Source organism: Rhizomicrobium electricum (assembly GCF_011762045.1).
GTDB classification, from domain to species: Bacteria; Pseudomonadota; Alphaproteobacteria; order Micropepsales; family Micropepsaceae; genus Rhizomicrobium; species Rhizomicrobium electricum.
The window spans coordinates 25,804-40,914 of sequence record NZ_JAASQS010000001.1 but is presented as its reverse complement, the minus strand read 5'-3'; the positions used below and the strand labels follow the sequence as shown (position 1 = coordinate 40,914).

General features: G+C 59.6%; 12 protein-coding genes. 8 read left to right on the top strand and 4 right to left on the bottom strand.

Annotated elements, in window-relative coordinates; genetic code table 11:
- Positions 1–26: 26 nt before the first annotated feature.
- Positions 27–2,495, bottom strand: a complete 2,469-nt coding sequence (locus FHS84_RS00200) for a TonB-dependent receptor plug domain-containing protein (RefSeq protein WP_166929040.1) — start codon at positions 2,493–2,495, stop codon at positions 27–29.
- Between the two features lie 394 nt (positions 2,496–2,889).
- On the opposite strand from FHS84_RS00200, the gene FHS84_RS00195 reads away from it, so the two are divergent.
- The 5 genes from FHS84_RS00195 to FHS84_RS00175 all read left to right on the top strand — a co-directional run bounded on the left by FHS84_RS00195 (position 2,890) and on the right by FHS84_RS00175 (position 9,858).
- Positions 2,890–3,561 carry a response regulator transcription factor gene (locus FHS84_RS00195; protein ID WP_166929038.1) on the top strand — a complete coding sequence of 224 codons (672 nt, stop codon included), beginning with the start codon at positions 2,890–2,892 and terminating at the stop codon, positions 3,559–3,561.
- On the top strand, positions 3,545–4,909 hold the full coding sequence (locus FHS84_RS00190; RefSeq protein WP_166929036.1) for a sensor histidine kinase: 1,365 nt from the start codon (positions 3,545–3,547) through the stop codon (positions 4,907–4,909). Before FHS84_RS00195 ends, FHS84_RS00190 begins: the two co-directional genes overlap by 17 nt.
- A gap of 142 nt (positions 4,910–5,051) precedes the next feature.
- Entirely contained in the window at positions 5,052–7,643 is a 2,592-nt protein-coding gene (locus tag FHS84_RS00185; RefSeq protein WP_166929034.1) for a TonB-dependent receptor, read from the top strand.
- A 38-nt stretch (positions 7,644–7,681) separates the two neighbouring features.
- Positions 7,682–8,803 carry an alkaline phosphatase family protein gene (locus FHS84_RS00180; protein ID WP_166929032.1) on the top strand — a complete coding sequence of 374 codons (1,122 nt, stop codon included), beginning with the start codon at positions 7,682–7,684 and terminating at the stop codon, positions 8,801–8,803.
- Between the two features lie 29 nt (positions 8,804–8,832).
- Positions 8,833–9,858, top strand: coding sequence for a YncE family protein (locus FHS84_RS00175; protein ID WP_166929030.1), 1,026 nt, complete (start codon positions 8,833–8,835; stop codon positions 9,856–9,858).
- A gap of 14 nt (positions 9,859–9,872) precedes the next feature.
- On the opposite strand, the gene FHS84_RS00170 is transcribed toward FHS84_RS00175, so the two are convergent.
- The 3 genes from FHS84_RS00170 to FHS84_RS00160 are packed head-to-tail and all read right to left on the bottom strand — an operon-like array spanning position 9,873 to position 12,396.
- Entirely contained in the window at positions 9,873–10,310 is a 438-nt protein-coding gene (locus FHS84_RS00170; protein ID WP_166929028.1) for an EamA family transporter, read from the bottom strand.
- A gap of 12 nt (positions 10,311–10,322) precedes the next feature.
- Positions 10,323–11,726: an ATP-binding protein gene (locus FHS84_RS00165; protein ID WP_166929026.1), complete on the bottom strand. Its 1,404-nt coding sequence runs from the start codon at positions 11,724–11,726 to the stop codon at positions 10,323–10,325.
- Positions 11,716–12,396: a response regulator transcription factor gene (locus tag FHS84_RS00160; RefSeq protein WP_166929024.1), complete on the bottom strand. Its 681-nt coding sequence runs from the start codon at positions 12,394–12,396 to the stop codon at positions 11,716–11,718. The genes FHS84_RS00165 and FHS84_RS00160 overlap by 11 nt, the downstream gene beginning before the upstream one ends.
- Positions 12,397–12,539: 143 nt before the next feature.
- Between FHS84_RS00160 and FHS84_RS00155 the strand changes: the two genes are divergently transcribed.
- From FHS84_RS00155 to FHS84_RS00145, 3 genes are read left to right on the top strand one after another with little or no spacing between them, the layout of a single operon-like run.
- Positions 12,540–13,562 carry a YncE family protein gene (locus FHS84_RS00155; protein ID WP_166929022.1) on the top strand — a complete coding sequence of 341 codons (1,023 nt, stop codon included), beginning with the start codon at positions 12,540–12,542 and terminating at the stop codon, positions 13,560–13,562.
- 8 nt (positions 13,563–13,570) lie between these two features.
- Entirely contained in the window at positions 13,571–14,299 is a 729-nt protein-coding gene (locus FHS84_RS00150) for a transporter (RefSeq protein WP_166929020.1), read from the top strand.
- An 11-nt stretch (positions 14,300–14,310) separates the two neighbouring features.
- Positions 14,311–15,108 (top strand): COG4705 family protein, encoded by a 798-nt coding sequence (locus tag FHS84_RS00145; RefSeq protein WP_166929018.1) that lies wholly within the window; start codon positions 14,311–14,313, stop codon positions 15,106–15,108.
- Positions 15,109–15,111: the final 3 nt, after the last annotated feature.

The following is a 15,111-nucleotide window of genomic DNA, read 5'->3' as shown; positions in this document are numbered from 1 at the left end:
AGCCGCCCCCGTTAAGTCGCCGGTGATCAGATCTTCGCTTTCAAGGTCACCTGGAAGCTGCGCGAAGATTGGAAATAGTACTGATCGGAGCTGGTTGGACGATTCATGTAATCCGACGCCGATGCGGCAGTGGCGGTATCCTTCCCGTCCGTGCCGCTCATGCTGACGAGACTGCGGTCGTCGAGCAGATTGTTGACGGCCACCGACAGCTCCCATTTGCCGAAGTCATAAGCGGTGATGAAGTTGACGGTCGAATAGGCGGGCAGGCGGAAGAACGGCATGCCGTCCTGGCCGATTGTGGTGCGATGGCCGGTTGCGTCCGCATTGTCCAGATATTGCTGGCCCACCGTCTTGTCGACCAGTGAGAAGGAGAAGCCGTCGCGCTTATAGATGAGGCCCGCCGCCGCGGTCCAATACGGCGCGTTTTTCAACTGGGCAAAGCTGGACTTGGCCGAATTGACCGAGCCGTTGGCAAACGCCAGCAGGCCGTCGGTGATGCCGGGCACAAGTGCGTCGAGCTTGAAGCTCGCTTCGCCCTCGATGCCCTTGTAGGTCGCATTGCCGGTGTCAGTCGGGCAAGTGAGGCTCGTATCGTAGGAGCAAGGCCCGTAGGTGTAGTTGTGCTTGGCGGCGATGTAGTAGACATCGGCGTCAACCGAGAAATCATCGGCGTAATAGACGGTGCCGAACTGGTAGTTGGCCGTGGTCATCGGCGACGGCGCTTTGGATAAATCCGGCTTCTGCTGTTCGAAATCGGTGATGTCGGGAACGTAGATGCCGGTGGCATACTGGAAATAGGCGCTCCAGCTCGGCTGAATCTTGTAATTGACCGTCGTGAAATAGAGCGGCCGGCTGGTCGTGTAGGTGTCGACCTTGCCGTTGTAGAGCGTGGGGCCCTGGCACTTGCCGGCGCACCCCTTTGTGGCCGCCGTCGCGGTGCCGGAGATCACCGAGTTGGGATCAACGGTATGATCCCAATCGATGTATTTGAAGCCGGGGGTGATCGTCAGGTCCGGCAGCGGGTGCAGTTCGACTTCCACAAACGGTTCGACCTGGTTCCAGCCGGTGTGTTCGTAATAGCCGACGCCATAGCGGCCCGCAACGAGCGAAGGATCGTTGGAGGCGTTCTTGTTCGAGATATCGGCAAAGTTCCACGCCTGTTTCCAGGGATTGCAGCCCGCGGCGGCGCATTGGGTCACGTCGTAATAGAAGCGCTGGCGCTCGGTCGCCTGACCTTCCCACCATACGCCGGCGCGCACCTGGCCCGTCAACCAGCCGGCGTCGAAATCGGCGGTGGCGCGGAACACGTTGCCCCAAACCCGGTAGGCGTTGAGCTTGGTGTAGCCGGGAATGTCGCTTGCCGTATTGGCTGACGGCGTAACGACACCGGTGACCGGATCCACCACCGTCGTGCCCATTGTCTTCCAGGTTAGCTTGCCCTTGCTGATCGTCTGCTGCGTGCTGGTGGTCGTCACCGTCTTGTTGACGTAAGCGTAAGTATAGGCCTGGTCGTCGATGCTGAGCCAGTCGGTGACCGCGCCGTGCAGGCGGATGTAGTCCATGTCGGTGATCTTGTCGGCGTAGTTGTAGTAATAGTAATCGGGCCGGGTGGGGTCGGTCTTCTGCAGCGCATACTGCTTGCCGAAATCGGCGATCTGAATGGCCGTAGCGCCGTTCTTGTCGTTGACGTGCTGATGCAACTGGTTGCGGTTGGTGAACAGGGTAAGGGTCCAACCGGGGGCGAATTCGCTTTCGATCTTGATGAGTTCGTTGTCCTTCATCAGCCCCTGGTTGCTGAGGTAGCCTTCGCTCTGAAGTCCGTTCACATTCGCCAGAACGCGGGTTTTGCCAAGACCAGGGATGTCGCCCGATTGAAGGTTCAGACCGACTTGGGTCGTGGCCCAGGAGCCGCGCGTCAGATTAGCCTTGAACCCGAAATCGTCGTTCAGTGCCTCGGAATACATGTTGATCGAGCCGCCCCAGGTGGAGGCACCGAGATTGCCGGCATTGCCGGGACCGCGTTCGACATTGACGCTGCCGATTACCGCACTCGGAAAATAGGAGGCGGAATGGTGCGTCGGACCGTTGGTGTCGCCGAACGGAATGCCATCATAGGTCATGCCGAAATTGCCGTCTGGCATGCCGCGCAGGGTGTTCTTGACGTTGCCGTCGGACAGGCCCGGTCCATTGACATCAAGACCCGTGAGCGACGGCACGATGGCGAGAAGCGTCGTGTAGTCGGCAGTCGATGCCACCGAATTCTCGATATAGGTCCGCGTCAGGATGGTCTGCGGTTCGGTGGTGTCGAGCGAGGCCTTGGCCGGGGCCACTTCGGGGTCGAATTGGGTGCCCGTCACGACCACGGTCTCGACGCCGGTACCAACGCCGCCGAGGGTTTCGGCCGCGCAAGCCGCTGTGGCGAACCAGGCCGCCGTAATAGCCAAAGTGGACGTCGTGCGCGCCAAACGGCGCGCAGCATCGCTGCGTGCAAACATTACTTTACCCCTCGTTATGCGGTCCCTGCCGCGATGAACGTCCACTGCCGCCGTTCATTGGATTGACTGAACGTCGGCTCGCGGAACGCAGCGGTTACTAAAGGGGCTCTTCAAAGCTTTTTTGGCAGAAGGTTGGGAAAATTTAACCGGCAGCCGATTTGACGGTCATGGCCGGCATCGGAGAATCGGCGCGGCTTCTCTTGTAATGTCCGTCAACTGCATATCGAAAGTGCAGTCAATCAATTGAAATGCATACCATTGCCCGCCGGCTGAACGCGGGGCTGAGCCTTCCGGCGCAATCCGAGTTGGCGCTGTAACAAAACTGCCAAGATCGATCTCTATCACATAATTCTAGTTTCTCACCCACTGTGACTTTCCTGTCGCGCCTCGCACAATGGATATCCTGCTTGTCGAAGATGATCCTGAGACGGCTCTCTATGTCACGGAGGGTTTGCAGAAGCTCGGGCAGGCAGTGCATTGGGCCACGACCGGCAAGGACGGAATTTGCCAGGCGCGCGCCGGGCACTACGCGCTGATGATCGTCGACCGCATGCTTCCGGGCATGGACGGACTGTCGATGGTGCGTATGCTGCGGGCTGAAAGCTGCGATACGCCGGTGCTCATGCTGACGACGATGAGCGGCCTCGATGACAGGGTGGATGGGCTGAATGCCGGCGCCGATGACTATCTCACAAAGCCATTCGCGATGTCGGAACTGGCGGCGCGGGTGAATGCCATCGTCCGGCGTACGAGTCGTAATGGCACGTCGACGCGCCTGAAGGCCGGCTCGCTCGAGATGGACCTGTTGGAGCGTACAGTTTCGCGCGAGGGTCGCCAGGTCGAGTTGCAGCCGCAGGAGTTCAAATTACTAGAATATTTGATGCAGAACGCGGGACGGACGATCACGCGCATGATGCTGCTCGAGAACGTCTGGAATCTCGATTTTGATCCCGGAACCAATATTGTCGAATCCCACATGTCGCGACTGCGCTCCAAGATCGACCGCGGCCACTCCACGGAGATGATTCACACGGTGCGTGGCCACGGCTATGTCGTATCCCCGTAGGCTGTTCCGCACCGATAGTTTCCGGCACGCGATTCTGTATGGCGGGCTGTTCGGCCTGTCGATGGCGGTTCTGATCGGCATCACCTATGTAATGCTGAACCAGTCGTTCAAAGCCAATCTCATGCGTGAGATTGACGACGACTTGACGTCGATGCGAACGGCGTACCTTACCGCCAAGCCCGGAAAAGCGCTGCATGAAGCGGCGGAGATCGTCGAGGACCGGCTCTTGGCGCCCGATGCGGACGACGTTTTCCTGCTGCAACGGGGGCGCGTGCGGGTTGCCGGCAATTTGCCTTCTATGGCGCCTCGCTTGGGTGTTTTCGCGATGACCGTACCGGCCTCGCGTCACACAATATTGGGGCGCGGCGCACAGTTGGCACCGGGCGTCTATGCCTTTGTTGGGCGTGATCTGCAGCAGCTGAAGGACACCGAAACGCGTTTGTTGCGAGCATTTGGCGTTGTTCTTCTCGTCAGTTTGGTATTGGCGTCATTATTTGCATTGTTGCTGAGCCGAAGCTTCGTTCGGCGCATCGACACCGTCACCCAGACCTGTCGCGGCATCATGGCCGGGCAGATGAGCAGGCGCATTCCGGCGGCCGAACACGGCGACGAGTTCAACCGCCTCGGGCTGGCGATCAACGAAATGCTGGATCGCATCCAAGCGCTGATGGAGTCCCTTCGCCAGGTTTCGACCGACATCGCCCACGACATGCGGACGCCGCTGACCCATTTGCGGCACAGATTGGACAGAATACGGGGCGAAGCGCAGACGCAGGACGAATATGCTGCGGCGGTGGATGGCGCGACAGCCGAATGCGACAAGCTGCTCGCGATCTTCACCGCGCTTCTCAGGATTGCCCAGATCGAGGCGGGGGCCCGGCGTTCGGAATTTCGCGCTGTCGACTTGGCGCACGTGATCAAATCGGCACACGATATCTACGCGCCCGTCATGGAAGATGCGGTCCGCGATTTTAAGGTGGAAGCAGGCGCAGCTGTCGCAGTTTGCGGCGACGAACAGTTGCTGTTGCAGCTGGTATCGAACCTTCTCAACAATGCCATCGCGCACACCCCTGATCGCACCGATATCGCTGTGATGTCCGGCATGGAGAACGGTCGGCCGGTTCTGATCGTGGCGGATCGCGGACCCGGCATTCCCGTCCCGGACAGAACCAAAGTGATCCGCCGCTTCTATCGGCTGGAGCAGAGCCGCACCCAGCCGGGCAGCGGTCTTGGTCTCGCACTGGTGGCTGCCGTCGTAGAATTGCACGGGGCCGAACTCGAACTCCTGGATAACAACCCTGGTTTGCGTGTTGTCGTCCGGTTTCCCGTGTCCAGCGCATCTGTCTAATTCATGCGCACACATTGGGATATCCCAACCTAAGTTCTCTGAGCGTTCACCAAACCGTCTGCGATCCGGCAAACGGCCGGTCCATTTATGCCCTTGGGATGAACGAGCGGCGGGCATGCGCCGCCCAATATGGGGTGTCGTCATGAATCTCAGGGAAATGAGCCGCTTTTTGCTTGGCGGCTGCGCCTTGATCGCACTGTCTCCGGCGTTCGCCGAGACGTCGGCCGATTTTGAAAGCGTTGTTGTGTCGGCGTCGCGGTTCGAAGATCAGGCGCGACTGCAACAGCGGGCGGCGTTGAACATCGTCAATGTGCAACCGGCCGAAACAATGCTCAAGTTTCCCGACGTCAATGCTGCGGAATCGTTGTCCCGCATGCCCGGGATCGCGCTGATGAGCGACACCGGCGAGGGCCGCTTTGTGATGATCCGCGGTATCGACGGCAATCTCAACGGAACGACGTACGGCGGCGTTGTCCTGCTCAACACCGATCCGGGTGGCACTTACCAGGGGGGCGGCGGTCGTGCGGTCGAGCTTGATACCATCCCGGGTGGCGCGATCGACGGCATCATCGTCACCAAGACGGGTTCGCCCGATCACGACGCGGAAGGTCTTGGCGGTACGGTTGAGTTGACGCCACGCACCGCCGCGAACATCACCGAGCCGTTTGTCGATTTGAGCTTGGGCTACGGTCTGGAGCCGGCCCACGATCACGGCGGTCCGTTCAATGCTGATATCGCGATCGGCGGCCGTTTCGGCATCGAGAACGGCGCGGTCGTGATGGAGCGCGGCCAAAGCCTTGGGCGGGTCAATCCGGGATTTGTTTCCAATCCGACGCCGTTCTCCATCGTATTGGATGCGTCGTGGCGGGAGGATAAGCGCGGTTTCGACGATATCGAAGAGGATTACATCAACAATCCGGCTAACCCAACCTCGGCTGCCGCGAAGGTGTACGACGACCTCCAATTCCGCTTCTACGATGCCCACCGCAAGCGTTTCGGTGTCGGCGGCGAATTCGACTTCACGCCGAATGACGAGCATCGCTGGTACATCCGCGGCAACATGTTCGGCTACGATGAAGCCATCATCAAGCATCATCTGATCTTCAATTCCCTGAGCGGGACGGCCTCCGGAAACAATGTCTCGGCGTCTTCCGATCTCACCATCAAGGGGACCGATGTCGACCAGATCGTCCGCAACAACGTCTATGCGGTCGGCGGCGAAGACGATTTCCATGCCTTCAAGCTCGATTACCGGGTGTCTTATTCGCGCGCGACGCTGTCGACCGGCCGCAACTATGGTACGACGTTCAAAGGGCCGACGGTTGCTGTCACGTATGACAATATCGATAGCCCGAATTTTCCGGCCATGGCGGTGACCGACGGAACCGACATCAACGATCCATCACTCTACAAGCTCTCGAAGTTCAGCAACAAAAAGGCGAAGGGCGCCGACGAGGAATGGGCCTACAGCGCCAATGTGGCGGTTCCGGTTGATTTCTTAAGCGACAAAGATGAAATCAAGGTCGGATTCAGTGCTCGTCTGCGCGACAAGACCTTTTACGAATTGCCGCAATCGATCACCTTGTTCGGAAGCAAGCCGGTTCTAGCCACGCTTTCGCCGCTCGCAGCCGACACCTCGTTCTATCATGGTCGTTACACCAACGGCCCAGGTCTCAACATGCCGGCGCTGGAAGGCTCGAGCGCGATCACCTATGGCGGCTTCAGTGTCGACAATTCGACTTGGTTCGACGCCGACGAAAACATCTATGCCGGTTATGCGATGTACACCGGCGAGGCGGGGCCGTGGGGCGTTCTCGCTGGTGTCCGTGTGGAGAACACTGTCGCGAAGTATGCTTTCTACGATGCCGACTCCAACGGAGACAACACGGTCTATACCCGGATGCGGCACGACTATGTCGATGTGTTCCCGACGGTGCAGGTGCGCTACAGCTTTGCCGACGACCTTCAGGCCCGGGCGACCTATTCGACCGGGATCGGCCGGCCCGGCTTCGCGCAGGTCGCGCTGGGCACGTCGGTCAATTCCGACAACAACACCATTACCATGGGCAATCCCACGCTGAAGCCTGTCACGGGGAGCAACTTCGATCTCGATATCGAGTATTATCTCGAAGACGGGGGCATCATCGAATTGGGTGCGTTCGATAAGGAATTTCGGAACTACATCTATACTTCGTCGATGACCGTTGCTGGCGACCCGCGGCTTCCGGGCGCCACACCGGTGAAACTGATCAGCTACGGCAATCTCGACACTTCGTACGCCCGCGGATTGGAGTTCGCTTACCAGCAGAAATTCACGTTCCTGCCCAAGCCTCTCGATGGTTTTGGCTTCGACGGAAATGTCGCCTATGTGACCTCGAGCGGATCGCTGAGGACGGGTGAAGCAGGCCATTCCTTACCGGGTACGTCGCCGGTTACGATGAATGCGGGACTGTTCTACGAGGCCTGCGGCCTGAAACTCCGGTTTGCCTCACAGTACATCGCCCACAGCCTTTACCAGGTGGGCACGGACCGCTCGACGGACCAGTTCGAGGACTCCCGCTTCACGCTGGACTGGACGTCGAGTTACGATTTCACCGACAACGTGACGGCCTATTTCAACGTCAAGAACATCACCAATGCGCCCTTGCGCATCTTCCTTGGCGCGCCGAATTGGGTGATCCAGCGCGAGTTTTACGATCAGACTTTTGAGGGCGGCGTCCGCCTGAAACTGTAATCCTGTAATTGGTCTTCAAGCGAACCGGAGGGTGGGACATGGGACTGCGAAATTGGCTCTGGCGGTGTGGTGCGCTCCCATGCCTTGTCCTGTCTGCAGCCTTGGGCGCAACAAAGCCTGCCGTTCCCCATTACGACCATATCTTCGTCCTCATGGAGGAGAACAAGGGCATTGAGCAGATCATGGGGCATCCCGATTGGGCGCCTAATCTGAATAGGCTTGCTGCTGAGTATGGCCTGGCCACGCAATTCTATGCCGAAGTGCATCCGAGCGAGGCCAACTACATCGCACTTCTCGGCGGCGACACCTTTGGCGTTCATGATGATGATGCGTTCTTCTGCAAGCCGGGACCGAAATCGGCGTTTTGCGCCAAATCCGATCAGTCCGGCTATGTCGACCACAACATCACGGCGCGCAGTTTGATGGACCAACTGGGCGACAAAGGGCTCACCTGGAAATCCTATATGGAGGACATTCCCGGGCCGGGCTCTCTTGTTCCGGCATGGCCGTCGCCCGGCTATCCGGCCGCCAATCTGCCGAATGCGCTCTATGCCGCGAAACATAGCGGGTTTGTCAACTTCAGGTCGGTCAACAGCCGGCCTTATTCCGAGTTGATGTCCCTTCTGGTCGGCTTCAACCAGCTCGATGCCGATCTCGCCTCGGGTACCATGCCGAATTTCGCGATCATCGTGCCCAATCAGTGCAATGAAATGCACGGGCGAGGCGCCAAGGACGGCGGTGTGGTGCCGGAGGATTGCAGGAGCGGGAATCTGCAAGGCCTCATTCACCGCGGCGATGCTGAAGTCGGTCGCTTGGTGAAACTCATCATGGCGTCGCCGGTCTGGAGCGCGCCGGGCAACTCTGCCATCGTGGTTTCCTTCGATGAGAATGGCGGTGATGAGCGCCTCTCCGGTCCGCAAGGATGCTGCGGCTACGATCCGAACAGTGCGGCCAATTTCGGCGGCGGCCGGATCATGACACTGGTCATCACCAACCATGGTCCGCACCAGACGAAGGATCCTACGCCTTACAATCACTATTCTCTGCTCCGGACCATTGAAGACGCCTTTGGTATTCCCGAACATTTAGGCCATGCTGGCGATACGGAAAAGGGAGTCGTTTCGATGTCTCCGCTTTTCGCCGTCAGGACCGCTCGCTGATCCGATCAACCCAGCTTGGACAAACTTTCATGCGCATCGCTAAGTGTCTTGCCTTCACAGCGCTCGTGGCCTTCGCCCTTTCCCCGTCTTTTGCTCAGAGTTTGTCCTATCGTGTGGTCAAGGAGGTTGCGCTCGACGCGCCGGATCGGTGGGATTATGTGTCCTACGACGCCGCCCAGGATCGCGTGTTTGTTGCCCACAGCGACCGGGTGACGGTGGTGGACAACAAGACTGGCACCGTGGTCGGCCATGTTCTTGGTACGAACGGTGGTTCGCACGGGATCGCCTTTGCCAATGGCAAGGGCTACACCGATGACGGCAAAGCTGGCACGGTTCTGGTGTTCGATCTCAAGACGCTCAAGGTGTTGAAAACCATCAAGGCCGAACCCGACGCCGATGGCATCGTATACGATCCGGTCAGCGGTCATATCCTGGTGATCGACGGCGATTCCGCCAAGATTACGGCGATCGACCCCAGGACCGATACGGTCGTTGCAACGGTGGACGCGGGTGGCGGTCTCGAGTTCGGCGTCTCTGGCGAGAACGGCAAATTCTATGTCGACGGTGCCGAGAAGGGCGAGATTGTTCGTATCGACGTCAAAACCAACAAAGCCGATGCGCACTGGCCGATGAAGGGCTGCATCAAGCCGCATGGATTGGCGATCGATCGGGCCGCAATGCGCCTGTTCGCTTCCTGCGCCAACAAAGTGATGACGGTGGTGGACGCGGCCAACGGTACGCTACTTGCCAGTCTGCCGATCGGCGAGGGCACCGACTTTGCGGTGTTCGATCCGGTCCGCAAATGGGCTTTCAGCGCCAATCGCGATGGTACGTTGTCAGTGATTGCTGAGAAGGACGCGAACACCTTTGTTGCCTTGCCGCCGGTAAAGACGGCGTATGGCGCCCGCACCATGGCGATCGACCCCAAGACTGGGCGCTTGTTTCTGGTCACCGGCGATTTCGAAGAAAATCCGTCCGCCGCCGATATGCGCCACCGCTACACGTTGAAGCCGGGATCGGCGAAACTGCTGATGCTCGATCCGGCTGCGCCGTAGATTCTGTTAGTCTATTATGCCGTTGCCACCAGGGCGGCGCCAGCGGCGATTAGGGCGATGCCGGCCCAGCCGCGCAGCGGCAAATTTTCGCCCAACAGTGCAACGCCAATGATGGCGACGAATACCACGCTGAGCTTGTCGATGGGCGCAACGCGTACAGCATCCCCAACCTTAAGAGCACGAAAATAGCAGAACCAGGATGCGCCTGTGGCCAAGCCGGATGCGATAAGGAAGGCCCACGTGCGCGGACCAATCCTGGTTGCGGGCTGCAGCTTGCCGCTGATGAATAGGGCGAGCCCCAGGACTGCCGCGATGATGAGGGTGCGCAAGAAGGTGGCAAGATCGGAATCGACGCGCTCCACGCCCAGCTTGGCGAAGATTGCGGTCAAGGCCGCAAAGGTTGCGGACAGCAGCGCCCAAATGAGCCACGGCGGCATGCCAATATTGGACATCAGCGTCTCTCCCTAGTGCAATAATCCATGCGGCGTCTCAGTAAGGGCAAGCCTGTCGATGACGGGAAATGAGAGTGTCACGCGCAAGCCAGGCTTATTGTCGTCGAGCGTGAGTGCAGCGCCATGGTAGCGCGCGATGGCGGCGACGAGCGACAGGCCCAAGCCGCTACCTGGCGTCGACCGGCTGCGTTCGCAGCGATAGAACCGGCGCAGGGCGTGTTCGCGCTCGTCCTCGGGTATGCCCGGACCGTTGTCGGCGACCGTGGCAGTGACTGCCGATTCTTCTGGCACGAGATCGACGAGTATTGTCGAGCCCGCTGGCGTATGTGCCATGGCATTCTCGATCAGATTGGCGAAGACCTGGGACAGCAGCGATCTATCGCCCGGCACAGTCAAACCCGGCGCAATGTGCGATTGCAGAGCGAATTCGCCGTCTTCGGCGGCGGGCTGATAGATTTCGACCAGTTCGCTCAACAGTGCCGAAAGGTCCACCGGTTCACGCGGCGTGGTTCCTGCTGCGGCTTCGATCTGGCCGATCCGCAAAAGGGATGTAAATGTCGCCAGGATGGTTTCGCATTCCCGAATGGCATCTGTCACGGTTTGCCGGTAAGTGTCGGTCGTCGTCGCTTCCGAAAGTGCCAGTTCCAACCGGTTGCGCAAACGGCTCAGCGGCGTGCGCAGGTCGTGCGCAATATCATTGGACACCTGCTGTACGTTTTCCATCAGCGCGTTGATGCGGTCGAGCATGGCATTGATGGCGCGGGCGAGCATGTCGAACTCGCTTTCGCTGCCGCGTTCCGGGACGCGGTCCGAAAGGCGCCCGGCCATAATCGCCTGGCAGGTCCGCGTGATCGCTTCCATGCGTCCCAGCACGCTGCGGCTCACCAGCGCGCCTCCGCCAAGGGCAACCAACAGCGTGGCAAACAGCACCCAAGCGAAGGTCTGCAACACATGCTCGCGCGCCTCAATGGCGACAAAGGCATCGCGCCCCACGAAGAGATATAGATCAGGAGCGAGCATGACGCCCTTGCCGAGGATGCGGTGATCGCTTTGCTTGCGGCCGTCTAGAAGCGATGGTGGCATATCGAGCGTTAAGGTGCCGACGCGCTGCACCATGGCCGGCAAGTTGCCAGCGATTTTGTCTGCCGGCAGGCGTTGCAACACAATGAAGGCACGTGTGCGGGGATTGGAAAGTTGCTGATCTATGACTTCGTGCGCTTCTGCGAGGCCCTCGTGTCGATATCCGGCTTCGACCGCGGAAATGTCCTGATTGACACCATTGAAGAGTTCAGCGCGGAAAGCGTCGCGCATGATGATGTAAACCGGAGCCATCAATACGATCATGGCCCCGACGATGACCGCGGCGACGATGGCGGTGAGGCGGACGCTTTCGCTTTTGTGCAGTCTAGTCAGCACGAAGAATATACCCTTCTCCGCGGATCGTCTGAATGGCTGCCGTGTCAAAGCCGCGGTCGAGCTTGGCGCGCAGCCGGCTCATATGCGATTCCACGATGTTGGTCTGGGGATCAAAGTGGAGTTGCCAGACGTTTTGCAGCAGCATGCTGCGGGTCACTACCTTGCCGGCATTGCGCGCGAGATATTCGAGAATGCGATATTCCTGCGGCTGCAACTCCACGCGTTGGCCGGCGCGCGACACGGATTGCGTCAAGGTGTCGAGTTCGATGTCACCGGCCTTGAGTTGTGTTTGGATTTCCGCCCCTACGCGTTTGGTGCGCCGGGAAAGGGCGCTGACGCGCGCGATCAGCTCGGCCATGGCAAAGGGCTTGATGAGATAATCATCGGCGCCGGCTTCAAGGCCGTCAACCCGATCGCGGATGCCACTCATGGTGGTCAGGAACAAGATCGGGATTTCGAGACCTTCCGCGCGAAGCGTCTTGACGAGGGTGAGGCCATCCAGTTTTGGCAGCATCCGGTCGACCAGGGCCAGATCATACGCCTTGCCTCGCGCCAGCGTTAGCCCGGCTTCCCCATCGCTGGCGAGTTCGACCCAATGCCCGGCCTTGCGCAGGCCCGTCGCGACGAACTGCGCCATTTCCTGATCGTCTTCGATAAGCAGCAACTTCAAAGTAGGCGGCCAAGGGATTGCGTTGCGATTCTATGCTGGTTGGCTGCTGCTGTCTTCTGGTTGGGAAAATACAATGTTCGCCCGCCGTCGCACCGCGGGCAATTTGGGGTATCAAAGGGCGGTCTCCTGAGGAGTGCGCCGCCTTGAAAAAGCTTCTGACCGTTTTCGCCCTGGCTGTAACGACGAGCCTGCTGGTTTCGGCGGCCGTGGCTGGCCCTTTATACAGGCTGATCAAGACTGTGCCGCTCGGGGCGCCCGATCGCTGGGACTACGTCGTGTACGAATCCGGGCGCGTCTACGTTGCGCATGGTGACCGTGTGACGGTGCTGGATGGGCAGAGCGGTGCGCGGATCGGTGAGGTCGAGGGTCTACCTGGCGGGCCACACGGGATCGCTGTGGTTGATGGAAAGGGCTATACCGATGACGGCAAGGCCGGTACGGCGGTTGTGTTTGACCTCAACACCTTCAAACCGCTGAAAACCCTGAAGGCCGAACCGGATGCCGATGGCATCGTCTATGATCAGACAAGCCGCCACGTCTTCGTCATCGATGGCGATTCCGGCAAGCTGACGGTGATCGCCCCCAAAAGCGATACCGTGGTGGCAACCATAGACGCGGGTGGCGGTCTCGAATTCGGTGTGTCGGGCGAGAACGGCAAATTCTATGTCGATGGTGCCGAGAAGAATGAACTGGTTCGCATCGACACCGCCACCAACACGGTAGACGCGCATTGGGCGCTGGCCGGCTGTCTCAAGCCACATGGGCTCGCCATCGACCGTTCCAACCATCGCCTGTTCGCCAGTTGCGCGAACAAGGTGATGGCCATCGTCAATGCCGATACCGGCGCGATGGTGGCGAGCCTTCCCATTGGCGAGGGCACCGATTTTGCGGTGTTCGATCCGGTCCGCCATCGCGCCTTCAGTTCCAACCGCGATGGTTCGCTTTCGGTTATTGCGGAAACGTCAGGCGACAAATTCGAAGCGCTGACACCGATCAAAACTCCCATTGGTGCGCGCACGATGGCCATCGATCCCCAAAGTGGGCGGCTCTTTCTCGTGACGGGCGAATACGCAGTCAATGAGGCGGTGCCTGCGAGCGACGTGCGCCATCGCTATACGGTCAAGCCCGGATCGGCCAAGCTGTTGATCTTCGCGCCGGCGAAATAGAGGCGGTCATGCGTCGGTTCGTTTTCGCTGCTGCGTTGGCTGGCATTCTGCCGGCTGCTTTTGCCGGGCCGCCTTTCGTCTCGGATGATCCGGCGCCGACTGACTACCGCCACTATGAAATCTACGCGTTCGCGCAGGGTTCCGAGGCGCTCGATGGCTCAGGATCGTCTTACGGCATCGATTTCAACTATGGCGCCACGCCCGATCTGCAACTGACCGCGGTGGTGCCGTGGGAAGTATCCGCGCCATCAGACGGGCCGACTGTGGCGGGGATCGGCAATGTCGAATTGGCCGCCAAATACCGGTTTCTGCATCAGGCAGAAATCGGCTGGGACGTGGCGATTTTCCCGCGACTGTTCCTGCCCAGTGCTTCGGCCCATGTCGGCGACCAGCACTTCTCGCTTCTGTTGCCGATCTGGGCTGGACGGAGTTGGGGCGACTGGTCGACCTTCGGCGGCGGTGGATGTGTCATCAACCGCGGCGGCGACAGCCAAGATTATTGCCTGATGGGCTGGGCGTTGAGCCGCCGCGTGTTGCCCGATCTTTTGATCGGTGCCGAGATCGTCCATCAGGGCGCCGACACCAAAAACGGGCGCGCGTCAAGCGGCATCGGCGGCGGCTTGATCTACGACATCAGCGAAAACGTCCATCTGCTGGCTTATGCGGGACCGGGCTTGCAGAACACCGCCGAAACGGCCCGTTTCAATTGGTATTCGTCCATTCTCTTCACGTTGTGAGTAGGGGTGCCATGTCGAAAGATGCCGTGTTGAGTAAGGTTCCGGCGGTTACGCTCGGGTTCTGGATCATCAAGATTCTCGCCACCACCTTGGGCGAAACCGGCGGCGACGCGGTCACCATGAGCTGGCTTGGCGAGACGACGACCCACGCCAATCCCAACGGCTACCTGATCGGCACGGCGATTTTCTTTTCCCTGCTGATCGCTTTCGTCGCCATTCAGATCATAGCCAGGAAGTTTCATCCCTTCCTCTATTGGGCGACCATCGTTGCCTCGACCACGGCCGGCACTACCCTGGCTGATTTCGCCGACCGCTCGCTCGGGATCGGTTATACCGGCGGCTCGTCGGTGCTGCTGGCGTGCGTTCTGCTTTCACTGGCGTTGTGGTATTGGGCCGAAGGAACGGTTTCGGTCACCTCGGTCAACAAGCCCCGGGTGGAAGCGTTTTATTGGCTGACCATCACCTTCTCCCAGACGCTGGGCACCGCGTTGGGGGATTGGATGGCTGACACCTCGGGCCTTGGCTATCTTGGCGCCGCATCGGTGTTCGGTGCGGGATTGGCCTTGCTTGCTCTGGCTTATTTCGCCACCAGCCTGTCGCGCGTGGCGTTGTTCTGGGCGGCGTTCATTCTTACTCGACCGCTCGGCGCCACCGTCGGCGATTTCTTCGACAAACCCTTTGCCCAAGGCGGGCTCAATGTTTCACGACCGGTGGCGACAGCGATCATTGCAGTCGTCATGGTCGGGTGTATCGTTCTGATCCCTCAACGCGCGGGATCACATCCAGAAAACGTTAGTTCTTCGCCTTGAGGG